General features: G+C 65.1%; 12 protein-coding genes. 10 read left to right on the top strand and 2 right to left on the bottom strand.

What is annotated here, in order from left to right; genetic code table 11:
• Nucleotides 1-51: 51 nt before the first annotated feature.
• Nucleotides 52-915 carry a 16S rRNA (cytidine(1402)-2'-O)-methyltransferase gene (gene rsmI, locus QMK31_RS13225; RefSeq protein ID WP_283501414.1) on the bottom strand — a complete coding sequence of 288 codons (864 nt, stop codon included), beginning with the start codon at nt 913-915 and terminating at the stop codon, nt 52-54.
• A 62-nt stretch (nt 916-977) separates the two neighbouring features.
• On the opposite strand from rsmI, the gene QMK31_RS13220 reads away from it, so the two are divergent.
• From QMK31_RS13220 to QMK31_RS13180, 9 genes are all read left to right on the top strand, one after another.
• Nucleotides 978-2,534: a dolichyl-phosphate-mannose--protein mannosyltransferase gene (locus tag QMK31_RS13220; RefSeq protein WP_283501413.1), complete on the top strand. Its 1,557-nt coding sequence runs from the start codon at nt 978-980 to the stop codon at nt 2,532-2,534.
• A 155-nt stretch (nt 2,535-2,689) separates the two neighbouring features.
• Nucleotides 2,690-3,790 (top strand): fatty acid desaturase family protein, encoded by a 1,101-nt coding sequence (locus tag QMK31_RS13215; RefSeq protein ID WP_283501412.1) that lies wholly within the window; start codon nt 2,690-2,692, stop codon nt 3,788-3,790.
• 187 nt (nt 3,791-3,977) lie between these two features.
• On the top strand, nt 3,978-4,583 hold the full coding sequence (locus tag QMK31_RS13210) for a hypothetical protein (protein WP_283501411.1): 606 nt from the start codon (nt 3,978-3,980) through the stop codon (nt 4,581-4,583).
• Nucleotides 4,584-4,707: 124 nt separating this feature from the next.
• Nucleotides 4,708-5,835, top strand: coding sequence for a WxL protein peptidoglycan domain-containing protein (locus QMK31_RS13205; protein ID WP_283501410.1), 1,128 nt, complete (start codon nt 4,708-4,710; stop codon nt 5,833-5,835).
• Nucleotides 5,832-8,264 (top strand): ice-binding family protein, encoded by a 2,433-nt coding sequence (locus tag QMK31_RS13200; protein ID WP_283501409.1) that lies wholly within the window; start codon nt 5,832-5,834, stop codon nt 8,262-8,264. Before QMK31_RS13205 ends, QMK31_RS13200 begins: the two co-directional genes overlap by 4 nt.
• Nucleotides 8,265-8,513: 249 nt before the next feature.
• Entirely contained in the window at nt 8,514-9,101 is a 588-nt protein-coding gene (locus QMK31_RS13195; RefSeq protein WP_283501408.1) for a WxL domain-containing protein, read from the top strand.
• Nucleotides 9,102-9,218: 117 nt separating this feature from the next.
• Nucleotides 9,219-10,604, top strand: a complete 1,386-nt coding sequence (locus QMK31_RS13190) for an L-serine ammonia-lyase (RefSeq protein ID WP_283501407.1) — start codon at nt 9,219-9,221, stop codon at nt 10,602-10,604.
• Between the two features lie 218 nt (nt 10,605-10,822).
• On the top strand, nt 10,823-11,209 hold the full coding sequence (locus tag QMK31_RS13185) for a LysM peptidoglycan-binding domain-containing protein (RefSeq protein ID WP_283501406.1): 387 nt from the start codon (nt 10,823-10,825) through the stop codon (nt 11,207-11,209).
• 95 nt (nt 11,210-11,304) lie between these two features.
• A complete protein-coding gene (locus tag QMK31_RS13180; RefSeq protein ID WP_283501405.1) occupies nt 11,305-12,285 on the top strand; it encodes a sulfurtransferase in 981 nt (326 codons plus the stop codon).
• A gap of 37 nt (nt 12,286-12,322) precedes the next feature.
• On the opposite strand, the gene QMK31_RS13175 is transcribed toward QMK31_RS13180, so the two are convergent.
• Nucleotides 12,323-14,821 carry a DEAD/DEAH box helicase gene (locus QMK31_RS13175; RefSeq protein ID WP_283501404.1) on the bottom strand — a complete coding sequence of 833 codons (2,499 nt, stop codon included), beginning with the start codon at nt 14,819-14,821 and terminating at the stop codon, nt 12,323-12,325.
• Between the two features lie 250 nt (nt 14,822-15,071).
• Between QMK31_RS13175 and QMK31_RS13170 the strand changes: the two genes are divergently transcribed.
• Nucleotides 15,072-16,652 (top strand): molybdopterin-dependent oxidoreductase, encoded by a 1,581-nt coding sequence (locus tag QMK31_RS13170; RefSeq protein WP_283501403.1) that lies wholly within the window; start codon nt 15,072-15,074, stop codon nt 16,650-16,652.
• The last annotated feature ends 2 nt before the right edge of the window (nt 16,653-16,654 follow it).

Below are 16,654 nucleotides of genomic sequence, written 5' to 3'. Positions count from 1 at the left end.
ATGCGGCGAGCGCGAGGACTCTGGCCCTGTTACGGCCGAGCGGCACTGTTGTTACCCGAGCGGAAAGGCAGACCGGTCGGGTTTCGGCGTCGAGGCGCCGGCCTTGGCCTGCAGCGCGTGCTCGTACAATTCGCGTTTGCTAAGGCCGCTGGCCGCCGACACGTCGGCCGCAGCCTCCTTCAAACGGATGCCGCCGGCCACCAGGTCGAGCACCTCGGCCACGCCCATGGCCAGGTCCAGTACCCGCACTTCCGCGCCAGCGACGACGATGCAGATCTCGCCGCGCACGCCGGCCGCCGCCCACTCGGCCAACTCCGCCGCCGTGCCACGTTTGACCTCTTCGAAGAATTTGGTCAGTTCCCGGCAGACCACGACCCGGCGGCTTTCGCCGAGCGTGGCGGCGAGGTCGAGCAGCGAATCGGCCAGGCGATTGGGCGATTCGAAGAACACCATGGTGCGGCGCTCGGCGGCGAGGCCCCGCAGCAGTTTGACCCGTTCGCCGTGCTTGCGCGGCAGGAAACCTTCAAAGGTGAACCGGTCGGTCGGCAGCCCGGACACGGCGAGGGCGGTGAGCACCGCAGATGGGCCCGGCAGGGCGGTGACCTGCACGCCGGCCGCCACCGCGGCATCCACCAGATGAAAGCCGGGGTCGGACACGGTCGGCATGCCGGCGTCGCTCAGCACGAGGATGTCCACGTCGCGGGCCAGTTCGACGAGTTCGGCCGCCTTACCGCGTTCGTTGTGGTCGTGCAAGGCGATGAGCTTGGGCCGGTTCTCGATGCCGAGGGCTTTAAGCAGGTGCACGGTGACGCGGGTGTCCTCGGCGGCCACGATGGTGATGGTCGTCAGGGTTTCGATCAGGCGCCGGGAGGCGTCGCCGAGGTTTCCGATCGGGGTGGCAGCAAGGATGATCATGCCTGCAATTCTCGCAGCCCTGGCCGCACGAGCGCTCGCCCGGCTCTCGATACGATGGTCAGGTGCTCGCAACTAGTCGATGGGTTCGCTGGGGCGCCCCCCTCGCCGTGGTCCTGCTGGCCGCCGTGCTTCGTCTGTGGAACCTCGGTGCGCCGCACGCCCTCGTGTTCGACGAGACCTTCTATGTGAAAGACGCCTGGTCGCTCTTCAACAACGGATATGAGTCCACCTGGCCCGCCGATGCCAATGTATTGTTCGAAGCGGGGCAGACCAACATCTTCACGACGGATCCCTCATTTGTGGTGCATCCGCCGCTCGGAAAATGGCTCATCGCCCTCGGCATGAACCTGCTTGGCCCTGGCACCCCCTGGGGCTGGCGCCTGGCAACCGTCGTGGTCGGGGTGCTCGCAGTCGTACTCATCATGCTCGTGGCGCGCAAACTGTTTCAGTCCCGCCTGCTCGCGCTGATCGCCGGCTTTCTGCTCGCCATCGACGGCCACGCCATCGTCATGAGCCGCGTCGCCCTGCTGGACAACTTCGTCATGTTCTTCGCGCTGCTCGGCGTCGGCGCCGTCCTGATGGACCGAGAGTGGCACTCGATGCGACTCGCCGGCCGGCTGGCTGGCCTGGTCGATCCCGGCTGGGGGCCCACGCTGTGGTGGCGCCCCTGGCTGATTGCCGCCGGCCTCGCCTTCGGTCTGACCAGCTCGGTGAAATGGTCCGGGCTCTACTTTCTGGCCGCGTTCGGCCTCTACCTCGTCGTTGTTGACGCACTCGCCCGGCGCCGGAACGGCGTCTCGTTCTGGGCCAGCGCCGCCATTTTGAAGCAAGCACCGGCCACATTCCTGCTCCTGGTGCCCGTAGCCGTCGTGACGTTTTTGGTGTCGTGGACCGGGTGGTTCGTCACCCGCGGCGGGTATTACCGGGAGTGGTCCGATTCAACGGGAGCGGCCTGGACCGGACCGTTCGCCTGGGTACCGCACACGCTGCAGAGTTTCTGGCACTACCAGACGGCCGCCTATACCTATCACGTTGGTCTGGCCACACCACATCCGTACGAGGCCAACCCGCTGACCTGGTTGTTCATGATTCGCCCGACCAGCATGTACTACCGAGGTTCCAGCCAGGGCGAATTCGGCTGCCAGTTCCAGAACTGCTCGGAGGCCATCACATCCGTGGGCAACCCACTGATCTGGTGGGCGGCGACGGCCGCACTGTTTTACCTCGTCTATCGGCTGGCCCGCTACCGGGAATGGCGGGTGGGTTTCATTCTGATGGGTATGGTCGCCGGCTACCTGCCGTGGCTAATGTACCTGAACCGCACGGTTTTCCAGTTCTACACCATCGCTTTCGAGCCGTACCTGCTGCTGGGCCTCACCTTCGTCATTGGGATGCTACTGGGGCGCATTCCGGATCTGGCGCGGCCTGTTCGGCGGCATTCAGCACATTCGCAGGTGAGCGAATATGACGCCCAACCACGTTCCGGGGCACTGGTTGGGGTGGCCGTCGGCCTCGGGGTCGCGCTAGCACTCACGGCATTCTTCTTCCCTGTGTGGACCGGAATGCAGACTCCGTTCGTGTTCTGGCAGCTCCATATATGGATGCCAAGTTGGCGATAGATCGGTCGAATACATTCCATTTTTGGCATATAATGACTGAGAAACGCGTGTGAATTAGACATGATCACGGCGCTCGCGAACGTAGACTGGCGCATATCTGCTCCACGAGTAATTACTCACGTCCCGGCTGAGAAGTCCCGATCCACTAAGGCCTCATGTCGGAAGCACTAGCCGCACCCTCGGTCCGCATCATCAGGACCCGACCGGGTGGAGATACCAAAAACCCCACAACCGAATATTCGGCACTTCTGCATACGGTGCGCAATCTCGGCCTTCTCGGCCGTCGCACCGGCTTCTACTGGATGGTCTTTTCCATTCTGGTGGTCGCCACCCTCGGTGCTGCGGCCGGTTTCGTTCTGCTTGGTGACACCTGGTATCAGCTGATCATCGCCGGCGCTCTCGGCCTCATCTTCACCCAGTTTGCCTTTTTGGCCCACGAAGCTTCGCACCGCGCCGTGTTCACCTCCGGCAAGGCCAACGATCGCGCTGGTCGCGTTCTCGCCAACCTCTTCGTCGGCATCAGCTACGCCTGGTGGATGACCAAGCACAGCCGTCACCACGCCCAGCCGAACGTCATCGGCAAAGACCCCGATATCGAACCGGACTTTATTGTGTTCCGAGAAGAGGATGCCAAAAAGGTCAGCCGCATCGGAGCCATCGTCACACGCAAGCAGGGTTATCTGTTCTTCCCCCTGCTCATGTTCGAAGGCATCAACTTGCACATTCAGGGTTTCAAGACCGTGTTCGGCAAGAACAAGGTCAGCGAACGCTGGGTCGAAATCACGATGCTCGTCACCCGCATTACCGCCTACTTCGCCGTCATCTTCTACTTTCTGCCGCTCGGCATGGCGTTCGCCTTCATCGGCGTGCAGATGGCCGTGTTCGGTGTGTACATGGGAGCATCCTTCGCCCCCAACCACAAGGGGATGCCGCAGCTTCCGGCCGAAAGCCGCGTCGACTTTCTGCGTCGCCAGGTTCTCACCAGCCGCAACATTCGCGGTGGAACCTTCATCGACACCTACATGGGTGGCCTCAACTACCAGATCGAACACCACCTGTTTCCGAACATGGCCCGCCCGCACCTGCGCAAGGCGCAGGAGATCGCCAAAGAATATTGCCTTTCGCACAACGTGAAGTACACCGAAACGGGCGTCTTCGAGAGCTACGGCATCGTCATCGCCTACCTCAACAAGGTCGGCCTCGCGGCGCGTGACCCGTTCGACTGCCCCATGGTGCAGCGCTTCCGCACGCACTAGTACGCCAGCAGAATACGACAGGCCGCTTCCCCTCGGGGAGGTGGCCTGTTTTTTCTACGCGATTGAAAAATATGGGTATTAGGGTTTTGATACCACAAGTAGCGGAATGTTGTTACTATGAGATTCCTTCGACTTGGCTCGTTAAATTGAAGGTGCCGAAACTGTCGGCGATTCTTGGGGGTCATTCATGGTCGGTAAGACCGAGCGCGGTCTCATTGGGTTCGCGAGCCTCGCCCTCGCTGCCGGTCTGATCGCTGTGCTCACCCCGGTGGCGAACGCCGACACCTCCTCTGACACGGTCAGCGCCGCCGTTATTGGCGGTGCGCTCACGGCCGTCGTCTCCGCGCCAACAGAGATGTCGCCCGTCGTTCTCGACGGCCGCTCCAGCCACTCTTCCGTCGGCAGATCGTTGGAGTGGACCATTACGAATGCCCGTGGTTCCAGCGCCGCCTGGAGCCTGTCCGTGAGTGCCACCGACTTCGTCAGTGCCGCGGGAACCCTCGACACCCTCGAACGCACGGTAGCCGTGGAGAATCTAACCATTACGCCCGGAGTCGTGACGGCCCGAACCAGTGAGGGAGCCGACGCGGCGCCCACGACCGAACCGGTCAGCGTCTCCGACCAACCGCAGGCACTGGTCTACACCAGCACGCTCGGCAAGGGCACTTTCACCCTGACGCCCGAGTTCAGCCTAAATATTCCGCCCAACGCCTACCGGTCCAATTTCTCGGGCGCCATCGACGGTTCGCCCGTAAACCCCTTTGTCTCGGTGCTCACCTTCACCATCGCCTGAGGTTTCTGCGCGAACCTTGAGTCAATACTGACGACCCCATTAGCCGAGAAGGCAAGCGCCCGTGTGAGAATAGCGAGAGCACCTCATTCGGGGGTCATTCCGGATACCAGCTAAAGGTCCACCCATGTTGCACCACCCCACCGCACGTTGCCCGCTACCGACCGCCTCCACCGCGAGCTCGTCTACGAGAAAAACGGGCCGCACTCGGTTGTTGCGCCGGTTGTGCTTACTGCTGGCCGTCGCCCTGCTGGCCCCGGTGCTGGCCACCCTCGCTGTCGGTTCACCGGCATCCGCTATCGATGACGGTACCCTCGGCATCCGCCCGGAACTGGAATCGGACTTCTTTCACATTAATCTCGCTGCTGGCGCCGCCATCGAGGCTAATGCGATCGTCAGCAACCACACGGATGTCCCGGTCACGCTGCTCAATTATGCCGTCGATGGGCAAAGCACCGAGCAGGGTTCCTTCGCCCTCGCCGCGCAGGCCGACGAGCAAACGGCGCTCGGAAGCTGGGTAACGCTCGGTGCCGAATCGATCACCGTGCCCGCCAACTCCGATCTCAAGGTGCCGTTTCGGCTGAGCGTTCCCGTCACGGCCACACCCGGAGATTACGCCGGTGGGATCATCATTCAGAGCCCCCCGATTCAGGGTGAGACCACCACATCCACGGGCGACGCTGCGCTGCGGCTCGACGTCATCCAACGTCAAGGCGTGCGCATCTACCTGACCGTTGCCGGCACGGCCACGACCGCGCTGAACCATGGCGCCCTGCGTTGGGAGCGCTCCGGTGACCAGGTCACGTTCACCCTGCCCATCGAGAACACCGGCAATACCATTCTGTATCCCACGGCCAAACTAAGCCTGAACAGTGTGATCGGGGTGACGACCGAACTGCAATTCACGACACCGGAAAGCATCCTCCCCGGGGCAACTCTCGACCTCGAGGCGACACTACCGCAGGCTGCTTTCATCCAAATCGGCAGCGCCGACGCCGAATTGCTGTCTGACGCCGGTACCGAGCAGGTCAGCGCCACGTTCAACGATGTGCCCTGGTGGATCATTCTGATTCTGCTGCTGCTCGTGGCCGCGATCGCTTTCGGTGCCTGGCGCATGACGCTGTTCGTGCGGCGTGCCCGCCTGGCGCTCGCTCAGGTCGCCCAAGCCGAACCCCGTCTGGCAGCTGAGCCTGCCGCTGTGCCCGCGACCGCCAACGCAGAAACCGACGAACCGCTACGGCGACGACACCGATGACTTCCCCGCAGACACCCCGACGCCGCGCCAGGCGGTTCGGGGGCCGCCGAACACACCTTATAAGCCTGCCGACCTTCACCATTCTCCTGCTGCTATGCGGTCTGCTCACGCCGCAGGACGCGGCGCAGGCCCTCCCCGCCACCGTCGACCTCAAGACTGCGGGCAGTTATTCCGTGCTCGCCACAAATGCCATCGCGAGCACCGGCAACAGCACCCTGAGCGGCAATGCCGGAACCAGCCCGGGTACGGCGATCACCGGATTCCCGCCGGGAATTCTCACCGGCAGCATCCACGCCGGCGATGGCCACGCCATGATCGCCCAGGCCGACCTGGTCGCGGCCTACACCGATGCCGCCGACCGCGCGAGCACCGCCTCCCTCGCTGGAGACTTGGCCGGGCGCACCCTCACCCCCGGCGTCTACAGGTCATCGGCGGCCCTTGCCGTCAGTACGACGCTCACCCTGGACGCACAGAACGACCCGACAGCGGTATTCATCTTTCAGATTGACGCGGCATTCAATACCGCGGCAGCGAGCAGTATTGTGCTCGTAAACGGCGCCCAAGCCTCCAACGTGTTCTGGCAGGTGGTCGGCGCTGTTTCGCTCGGCGCTGCCTCGTCGTTCACGGGAAACATTCTCGGCCTTGCGGCCATCTCGATCGGAGCCGACACGAGCTTCATCGGCCGGGCGCTGACGTCCAACGGCGCCATCGCCATGGCGAGCAACATCTTCATGACCGAACCACCGGTGAACCTGCGAACCGCCGGCACCTATTCGGTGCTGGCCGGGACATCCGTTGTGAATTCGGGTGGAACCACGATGAGCGGCAGCCTCGGCGTGAGCCCCGGCACTGGCCTGACCGGCTTTCCACCCGGGCTGGTCACCGGCAGCACCCACCTCGGCACGGCCCAGAGCGGCACGGCCCAGAGCGACCTGCAAACGGCAATAGACGACGCGGCTGCCCGCACTCCGACGACTACACTAACCGGCGACCTGGGCGGGCATACCTACAACGCTGGCGTCTACGCGGCACCGGGGGCACTGAACGTCGGATCCTCGGTCACCCTCGACGGGCAGGGTACCCCCAACGCCGTCTTCATCTTTCAGCTCGACGACACCCTCACCACGAGTGCCGGCAGCACTGTACGCCTCATCAATGGTGCGCAGCCGTCTCGGGTGTTCTGGCAGGTCGACGGCGCCGTGCTGTTGGGCGCGTCGTCGTCGTTTTCGGGCAGCATCGTCGGCCGGGCTGCCATCACCGTGGGCACCAATGCGAGCTTCACCGGCCGCGCCCTCACTCGTTCCGGCACCGTCACTCTGGGCGGCAACACCTTCACGACCGAACCGACGGTCAATCTCGGCAGCGCGAGCACCTATGCGATCCTGGCGACCACCTCGGTCGCCAACACCGGAAACTCCTCGTTCGACGGGGATATCGGTGTGAGCCCGGGCACCGCGGTCACCGGGTTTCCACCGGGAGTACTCACGGGCACCATTCACGGTGGCGACGCCGCCGCGGCCACCGCACAGGTCGACCTTGCCGCAGCATACAAGGATGCCGCGGCGCGGCCAGCGACCGCCGCGATCTCCGGCGATCTCGCCGGCCGCACCCTCACCTCCGGGGTCTACAAGTCGGCCGCGGCCCTCGCGATCAGCACCACGCTCACCCTCGACGGCCAGGGCAACCCGAACGCCATCTTCATCATGCAGGTGGATGCCGCCTTCAACACCGCCGCCGGCAGCAGCATCATTCTCATCAACGGGGCGCAGGCATCGCGGGTCTACTGGCAGATCGCCGGGGCGGTGTCGCTGGGGGCGGCATCCGGTTTCACCGGCACCATCCTCGGAATGGCCGCGATTTCGATTGGCGCCGGCGTCAGCTACGTCGGCCGGGCACTGACGTCCAACGGCGCCGTCAGCATGAGCACGGCGAGTTCGACCAGCCCGGCACCAGCCGCCGGAGACCTCACCGCTACCACCGCCGGGGCGATGCTGTCGGGGGTGACCCTGCTCGGCACCCAGCCGCAGTTTGCCTCCGGCACCTCCAGCCAGTGGTCGATCGTGGATGCGCGCGGTACCGGCGCGGCCTGGACCCTCTCGGTGAGCGCGACCGCGCCCACCAGCGAGGCGGGCACCATCGAAACCCAGGCCCGCGTGCTGCCGGTAGCCAATCTGAGCATCACGCCGGGTGCCATCACGACCGGACCGAACACCGATTCCGCCATTGGTATCACCGCGCCGCAACTGGCACTGTCAACGACCTCGCAGACCCTGATCGCCACGTCGGGCCCGCACCGCGGCACCTACCTGCTGACGCCCACCTATAGCCTGATGATTCCAGCCAACGCCTACCGGTCGAACTATTCCGGAGCCATCGACAACTCGGCCATGAACCCCTACGTCACGGTGCTCACGTTCACAATTTCTTAGCCCGATGCGGCAAGCGCAATCCCCCATTCTGGGCATTGCGCCAACCTTGAGCGAACGCTGATTCAACCCTGCGCGACGAACACTCCTTTTGGGTGCCCCCCATGTGAGTATTGATTTATCGCCACCGGAACTCGTTTCCAGCGGATAACGAGTTCGGTACACAACCTGCGACATCCGCTTCTCCCACACTTTGCGTGGACACGTTATTGAGCGTGCCCACATCGAATGCACGAACCCAGAGGACACACCATGCACGCTTTCACCAAGACCGCCGGCATCATCGTCGCGACCGGCATCCTGTTCGGTGTCGCACTCTCCCCCGCCCAGGCGGTCGACAGCACCGACACGATCAACGCGACCATCAGCGCGGGCAACCTCACCGCCAACCCGACCGCACCCGATGCGATGACCGCGGTCGTTCTCGACGGCGTCAACGCGCAGTCCTCCACCGGCACCGCAGCCGTCTGGACCATCACCAACGCCCGCGGCACCAACACGGCCTGGTCGCTCTCCGCCAGCGCCACCGACTTCGTCAGCGCTGCCGGCACCATCGACACGACCGCACGCACTCTGCCGGCATCCAACCTCGTCATCACCCCTGGCACCATCACTGCCGGCTCCGGTTCCGACGCTGCACCAACCGCCGCGCCCATCACCATCAGCAACGTTGCACAGTCGCTGGTCTACACGACGACTCTCGGCAAGGGCACCTTCACCCTCGCCCCGACCTTCAACCTGAGCGTTCCGGCCAACACGTACCGCTCCAACTTCTCGGCCGCCGTCGGCACCACCGCCGTCAACGCCTACGTGTCGACCATAACGTTCACCATCGCCTGATCCCCGTTCTCGATGGGTCCGCCGGTTGGACCTATCGGGTAATGCCTCGCACTTCACGGTGCGGGGCATTGTCGCGTTAAGCACCCGCGTGCGTGTGCGTGCCGTACCATGAGGACCGTGACAGCGTACGTCTCGGCCCTGGACCTTTTTTCCATTGGAATCGGCCCGTCCAGTTCCCACACGGTGGGTCCGATGCGCGCTGCCCGCGTGTTCGCTGAAGACCTCGTGGCAACCGGCCGCTTGAGCGAGGTGGTGCGCATCCGCTGTTCACTGTTTGGATCTCTGGGTTCCACCGGACTCGGCCACGGCACCCCGGATGCCGTACTCGCCGGCCTGACCGGTCTGCGCCCGGAGACGTGCGACCCCGCTCAGGTGCGCGCCGCCTGGTCTGGCCTCACGCCTGGCGCCACTCTCACCCTGCTGGGCGGGCACAGCATCGCGATCAATGCCAACGACGTGCGCTTCGAACCGCGCACCCGGCTGCCGGGTCATCCGAATGCCCTCACGCTCACCGCCTGGGCAAGCGACAGTGCCGCGGATGCCGCGCCGCTGCTCGAGGAAACGTTCTACTCGATCGGGGGCGGGTTCATCCGGCGGGGAACCGAACGCTCGAGCGCCCAAACCCGCATTACGCAGCCGCTCCCCTACGATTCCAGCGCCGAACTGATCGGCCTGTGCGACACCAACGACCTCTCGATCTGCGAGGTCGCCCGCCGCAACGAGGAAGCAATTCACGGCGTCGCAGCGCTCAATGCGGGGCTCGATGCCATCTGGGAGGCCATGCACAGCTGTGTGGATGCCGGCCTCAATGCCACCGGCATTCTCCCGGGCGGCCTCAAGGTCAAGCGTCGTGCACGCGCGGTACGTATGCGCCTGGAGGAATATGACGACCAGCCGTTGCGCGACCGCGATACCTCAACCGAATGGCTGCACGCTTTCGCCCTCGCGGTGAATGAGGAGAACGCGGCCGGTGGCCGGGTCGTCACCGCACCGACCAACGGGGCCGCTGGCATCATCCCGGCCGTCGGCCACTACTACCTTCGCTTTGTCCCAGGAGCGGATGCCGCCGGCATCCGTCGGTATCTGCTCACCGCCGTCGCGATCGGCTCCCTGGTGAAGGCCAATGCGTCGATCTCCGGGGCCGAGGGCGGCTGCCAGGCCGAGGTGGGTGCCGCGTGCGCGATGGCGTCCGGCGCGCTGTGTGCCGTGCTCGGCGGCACCCCCCGACAGGTCGAGAATGCGGCCGAGATCGCCATGGAGCACCACCTTGGACTCACCTGCGACCCGGTCGGCGGCCTCGTGCAGGTGCCCTGCATCGAGCGCAATGCGATCGCCGCATCGACCGCCGTATCGGCGGCCCGCCTGGCGCTGCACGGCGACGGAACACACCTGGTCTCGCTCGACACCGTCATCGAAACGATGCGGCAGACCGGGCTCGACATGATGACAAAGTACAAGGAAACCAGCGAGGGCGGGCTCGCGGTGAACGTCATCGAGTGCTAACTCAGCACCCCTGAACGTGGGTAGTCCGCATGGATGTTGCGCCACCTTGTCGGCCTAAACTAGCTGAACGCATGCATCGACGAGGTTGCCGTGCGCCTTTGAGAAAGGGTTGAACCATTCGCAGCTCACTCGCACGACGCCCGTGGGGCATAATCGTTGCCGCTCTCCTTCTCGTGACGGTAGCCGGTTGCGCCGGCGAACCGGCGCCAGCGGTCACAGTGACCATCACGCCGAGCGTCACTCCTACGCCGACACCGAGCCCGACTCCGACCCCCACGCCGTCCCCGTCACCGACCGAGGAAGCGGCGCTCATTCCCAACCCCCAAGTGCCCGATCTCGTTCCCAACGCGGAACCGGTACCGCTGCCGCAGGGACCGGCCGCGGACCTCGGCAGCACCCCGGGGGCCCGTGGCACCACGACCTCTGACGGTGCGGGAGCCCTGCTCACCTACACGGTCGTGGAGGGCGATGCATTCTTCGACATCGCGCAACGATTCAACGTTCCGGTGCAGCTGATGCTGACCATGAACCCCTCGGTGCCCGGGCTCGGCGAGAACATCTACATCAACCAGATCATCAACCTGGACTGGACCGCGACCCGGTAGCCAGCCGTGGAAGTGCAGCGGGTGCGTGTGTCGCCGAATGACTCGCACCGACGCCGATTCCGCCCCGTGTCGGTGGCCCCCGTTAGCCTTGAACCATGAGTTCACCCGTTCCGTCTTCGCCCGCAGCCTCGAGCCCCCGTGTTTCGAACCACGGTATCGCGAGCCGCGGTGTTTCCAGCCCGGGTGCTTCCAGCCCGGGTGTTTCCAGGCCCGTTGTCTCGACCCAATGGCTGGCCGATCACCTCGGTTCTGATCATTTGGTGATTCTCGACGCCACGGTGTTCGCACTGGCACCCTCAGAATCTGGGCCACGCTACCTCAGCGGGCGTGACGACTACCTCACCAAGGGGCACATTCCCGGCGCAGTCTTCGCCGACCTGTTCGACGTCTTCTCCGACCCGGCCGGTAAATTTGAGTTCTCCCGGCCGAACGCTTTGCTGTTTGAGGCGGCCGCGGCATCCGTCGGTATTGACAATGGCACAACCGTCATCGTCTACGACGCCGTTCTCGGCCAGTGGGCGGCGCGCATCTGGTGGCTGTTCCGGTCGTTCGGCTATGACGATGTCGCCGTACTCGACGGCGGTCTCGCTAAGTGGCATGCCGAAACGCGTCCTTTCTCCACCGGCGGAACTCGCCCGCGGGCCGTCGGCCGATTCACGGCCACAGAGCGCCCTGAGCTGTGGGTCGACAAGAATTTCGTCGAGTCGATCGTTGACGGTGAAGCGGATGCCGCCCTCGTCTGCTCGCTGCCGTCGGCGGAATTCGCCGGAACGGCCGGCGCACGCCCGCGCGCCGGGCACATCCCCGGCAGCATCAGTCTGCCCGCCGCGGCGCTCGTTGATCCCGCCACGAATGCGTTCCTGCGCGGGGACCAGCTCAGTGCGACGATCGCCCCGGCTGTCGCGGCGGTCGGGTCATCCGGTCACCTCGTCACTTACTGTGGCGGCGGTATCGCCGCCGCTGCAAGCGCTCTCGCGCTCATCCGCGCCGGCAACGAGCACGTATCGATCTACGACGGCTCGCTCAACGAGTGGACCGCCGACGCTTCGGCACCGCTGAGCACGCCCGGCCGGTAGCGCTCAACGACAGCGGATGAGCGCGCCCGCCGGAGCGTTAGAGCCGATTCACCCCGGTGACACGAATGACCGCCGCGCCGAGGTCATCGGAGTCGGCGAGGTTCACGCTCGCGCTGATGCCCCAGTCATGGTCGCCGGCCGGGTCGTCGAGAATCTGGCGTACCGTCCACTCTTCGGCGCCCTCCTCGATCATCAGCAGGTCGGAGCTGCGCGCGTTGCCGCCCGTGAGCACCTGATCGTGCTCGGCGAAGTAGCCATCCATGGCGTCGGCCCAGCCATCGGCCGAGTAGCCGTGCTCACGATCGAGCTCACCGAGCTCGTCGTAATGCTCGAGCGCGGCCAGCTGCACCCGGCGGAACAACTCGTTGCGCACCAGAATGCGAAAGGCCCGAACATTGGTGGTGAGCCGGCGCGGCGGGGGCGGCAGGATGGCGTGCGCTTCGGCCTCGTGTGCGGCGAGGTCGGGATGCAGCAGTTCCTCCCACTCGTCGAGCAGGCTCGAGTCCACCTGTCTCACGAGTTCACCGAGCCACTCGATGAGGTCGAGCAGGTCTTCGTTCTTGGCTTCATCCGGGATAGTCTGCCGCGCCGCGCGATAGGCGTCGGACAGGTAGCGCAGAACGACGCCCTCGCTGCGGGCGAGTTTGTAGAACGCGATGAATTCACCGAACGACATGGCCCGCTCGTACATGTCCCGCACGACGGCTTTCGGCCGAAGCTCAAAGTCGGCGATCCACGGCTGGGAGGCTTTGTAGGTCTCGAAGGTGTAGTTCAACAGCTCTTCGAGTGGCTTGGGGTGCGTGATCTCCTCGAGCAGCGCCATCCGCTCGTCGTATTCGATGCCGTCACGCTTCATCGCGTTCACGGCCTCACCCCTGGCGGCGAATTGTTGCCCCATGAGCACGGGCCGGGGGTCGTCGAGGGTCGACTCCAGAATCGAGATCATGTCGAGGGAGTAGGTGGGCGACTCCGGGTCAAGCAGCTCGAAAGCGGCCAGGGCGAACGGCGAGAGCGGCTGGTTCAAGGCGAAGTTGGCCTGCAGGTCAACGGTCAAGCGGATGCTGCCGCTCGCGCTCTGCTCCACGATGCCGGCTTCGCGCAGGGTCTTGTAAATGCCCAGCGCACGCCGGGCCAACACCAACTGGCGCCGCCACGGTTCGTGGTTGTCGAACACGAGCGAGTGCACGTGGGCGAAGGCATCGCCGCCGCGCCCGATCACATTGATGAGCATCGCCGCGGTCATCTGCATGCTCGATGACAGAGTTTCAGGCTCGGCATCGACCAGGCGGCGAAAGCTCGGTTCACCCCAGGACACGAAACCGTCCGGCGCCTTCTTGCGCACGATTTTGCGCTTTTTCTTCGGGTCGTCGCCGGCCTTCTCGATGGCTTTGAGGTTGTCGCTCTCATGCTCCGGCGCCTGGATGACCACGGTCCCGGCGGTGTCGTAGCCGGCCCGTCCGGCCCGCCCGGCGATCTGGTGGAACTCGCGCACATTCACCTGACGCATTTTCACGCCGTCATATTTGGTCAGGGCGGTGAACAACACGGTGCGAATGGGCACGTTGATACCGACGCCGAGGGTGTCTGTGCCGCAGATCACGCGCAGGTAACCGCGCTGGGCGAGCTGCTCCACCAGCCGCCGGTATTTCGGCAGCATACCGGCGTGGTGCACGCCGATACCCATGCGGATGAGCCGCGACAGGGTCTTGCCGAAGCTCGTAGTGAACCGAAACTCACCGATCAGTTCGGCGATGACAGAGCGCTGTTCCCGGGTGGCGACCTTGGCACTGGCGAGCGCCTGGGCTCGTTCGAGGGCGGCCGCTTGGGAGAAGTGCACAATGTACACCGGCGCTTTGTCGGTGTGCAGCAGCTCCTCGACGGTTTCGTGCACCGGCGTCTGCTCGTAGTAGTAGCTGAGCGGAACAGGACGCTCCACCCCGGTGACCACGGCCGTGGGCCGCCCGGTGCGCCGGGTGAGGTCATCGCTGATGAATTTCACATCGCCGAGGGTGGCCGACATGAGAATGAACTGCACCCGCGGTAACAGCAGCAGCGGCACCTGCCAGGCCCAGCCGCGGTCGGGGTCGCCGTAAAAGTGAAACTCGTCCATGACAACGAGGTCAACCTCGGTGTCTTCGCCGTTTCGCAGCGCGAGATTGGCCAGGATTTCGGCGGTACAGCAAATGATCGGGGCGTCGGCGTTGACGCTCGAGTCGCCGGTCATCATGCCGACGTTCGCGGCACCGAAGGTTTCGACCAGCGCGAAAAACTTCTCACTCACCAGGGCCTTGATCGGGGCGGTGTAGAAGCTGCGCTTGCCGGCCGAGAGCGCCGCGAAGTGCGCGCCGACGGCCACGAGCGACTTTCCCGTTCCGGTCGGGGTGCTCAAGATGAGGTTGGCTCCCGAAACGATCTCGATGACCGCTTCCTCCTGGGCGGGATAGAGCGTCAAACCCTGCTCCGTCGCCCAGCTTTCGAACGCCTCGAAGAGAACGTCGGGGTCGGATTCGTTTTCGAGGCGTTCAAGCACAGACATAGTCCCTCAAGACTGCACTACTTCGGCGGTGCCCGCCCGCCGAACGCCTCCCCCCACCCGCGCCCCACGGTGGCTAGTTCAGAAAATCCAACTGCGAAAGCGCCTTTTCCGACCCAAATCCTTCAGATTCAGGGCAATTACTTGAATCCGCCACCACCAGCACAGCCTCAAGATGTGACGGATGTCTGACGAAATGGGCCGAGGACCCTCACCGGATGCTAATCCCAGCCGTCCGTTCTAGGCTGGCGGCATGGCCTCCCCCGTTCCGTTGAGCACCCCGACCCGGCAGCGCGCCCCCGTGGCGCGGCGGGTCTGGCGCCCGGCGGCCGCCGGTCTCGCCGCCGCCCTCGGCGGCCTTGGCCTGGCCGAGTTGACCGCCGCGTGGATCGCCCCCGGCGCGAGCCCGGTGCTCACCGTCGGCGCCCTCGTCATCGACATTGTTCCGGCCGCCGTCAAAGAACTCGTGATCGGTCTGTTCGGCACGGCCGACAAAATCGTGCTGATCGTGACCATCGTGCTCGTGCTCCTTCTGCTCGCCGCTCTCGCCGGCATCCTCGAGAGTCGCCGCCCGCCATTCGGCCGCCTGCTGGTGGTACTCATCGGCGCGATCGCCCTGTTCGCGGCGCTGTCCCGTTCCAGCGCCTCCACCCTTGACGCTGTGCCGGCCGTCGTGGCCATGGGCGCAGCGGCCATCGCGCTGACCTTTCTGACCACCCGACTGCCGCGTCCCCAGCCACCAGCCGAGGCTGCACCCGGTCCCGACCGCCGCCGCTTTCTGGTCTACACCGGCATCACCGCGGGTATCGGCCTGCTCGCCCTGGCTGGCGGCCAGCTCAGCGCCGCAGCCACCCGGGCAGCGGATGCCGCGCGCGCACTGTTCACGCTGCCCGCGGCATCCGTTCGCCAGGCCGCGATACCGGCCGGCGCGAGCCTGGACGTAGCGGGAATCACCCCGCTGATCACTCCAAACGCCGACTTCTACCGCATCGACACTGCCCTGAGCGTGCCGCGCATCGACCCCACCACCTGGCGGCTTAAAATCACCGGGATGGTCGAGAACGAGATCGAGATCGACTTCGCCGAACTGCTCGCACTGCCGCTCGAGGAGAGCACGACCACCCTGGCCTGCGTGTCCAACTACGTCGGCGGCGACCTGATCGGCAACGCCACCTGGCTCGGCTACCCGATCCGCAAGCTGTTGGCCCGCGCCGGGCCAACGAGCGGTGCCGACATGGTGCTCTCCACCAGCCAGGACGGCTTCACCGCCGGCACCCCGATCGAGGCGCTCACCGACGGCCGCAACGCCATTCTCGCCGTCGGAATGAACGGTGAACCGCTTCCCCTGGAACACGGCTACCCGGTGCGAATGGTCGTGCCCGGCCTGTACGGCTACGTCTCGGCGACGAAGTGGGTGGTAGAGCTTAAGCTCACCCGGTTCGACCAGGAACAGGGCTACTGGACTCCGCGCGGCTGGTCCGAACTGGGACCGGTCAAGCTCTCCTCGCGCATCGACGTGCCCCGCCAGGGCACCTCGGTTCCCGCCGGCTCGGTCGTCATCGCGGGCGTCGCCTGGTCCCAACACGTCGGCGTCAGCGCCGTCGCCGTGCAGATCGACGACGGTCCGTGGCGAGACGCCACCCTCGCCGACGCGATCTCGGTCGATACCTGGCGGCAGTGGGCATACACCTGGAACGACGCGAGCGCCGGAGACCACCGTCTGAAGGTGCGGGCAACGGATGCCGCGGGCCTCGTTCAAACGTCGGCCACCGCCGACGTCGCCCCCAACGGAGCCACCGGACTGCACGAAATCTCGGTGTCCGTCTCGGGCTGACC

The organism is Cryobacterium sp. PH31-O1 (assembly GCF_030063455.1).
Classification (GTDB): Bacteria; Actinomycetota; Actinomycetes; order Actinomycetales; family Microbacteriaceae; genus Cryobacterium.
This window is presented reverse-complemented; position numbering and strand designations above follow the sequence as displayed.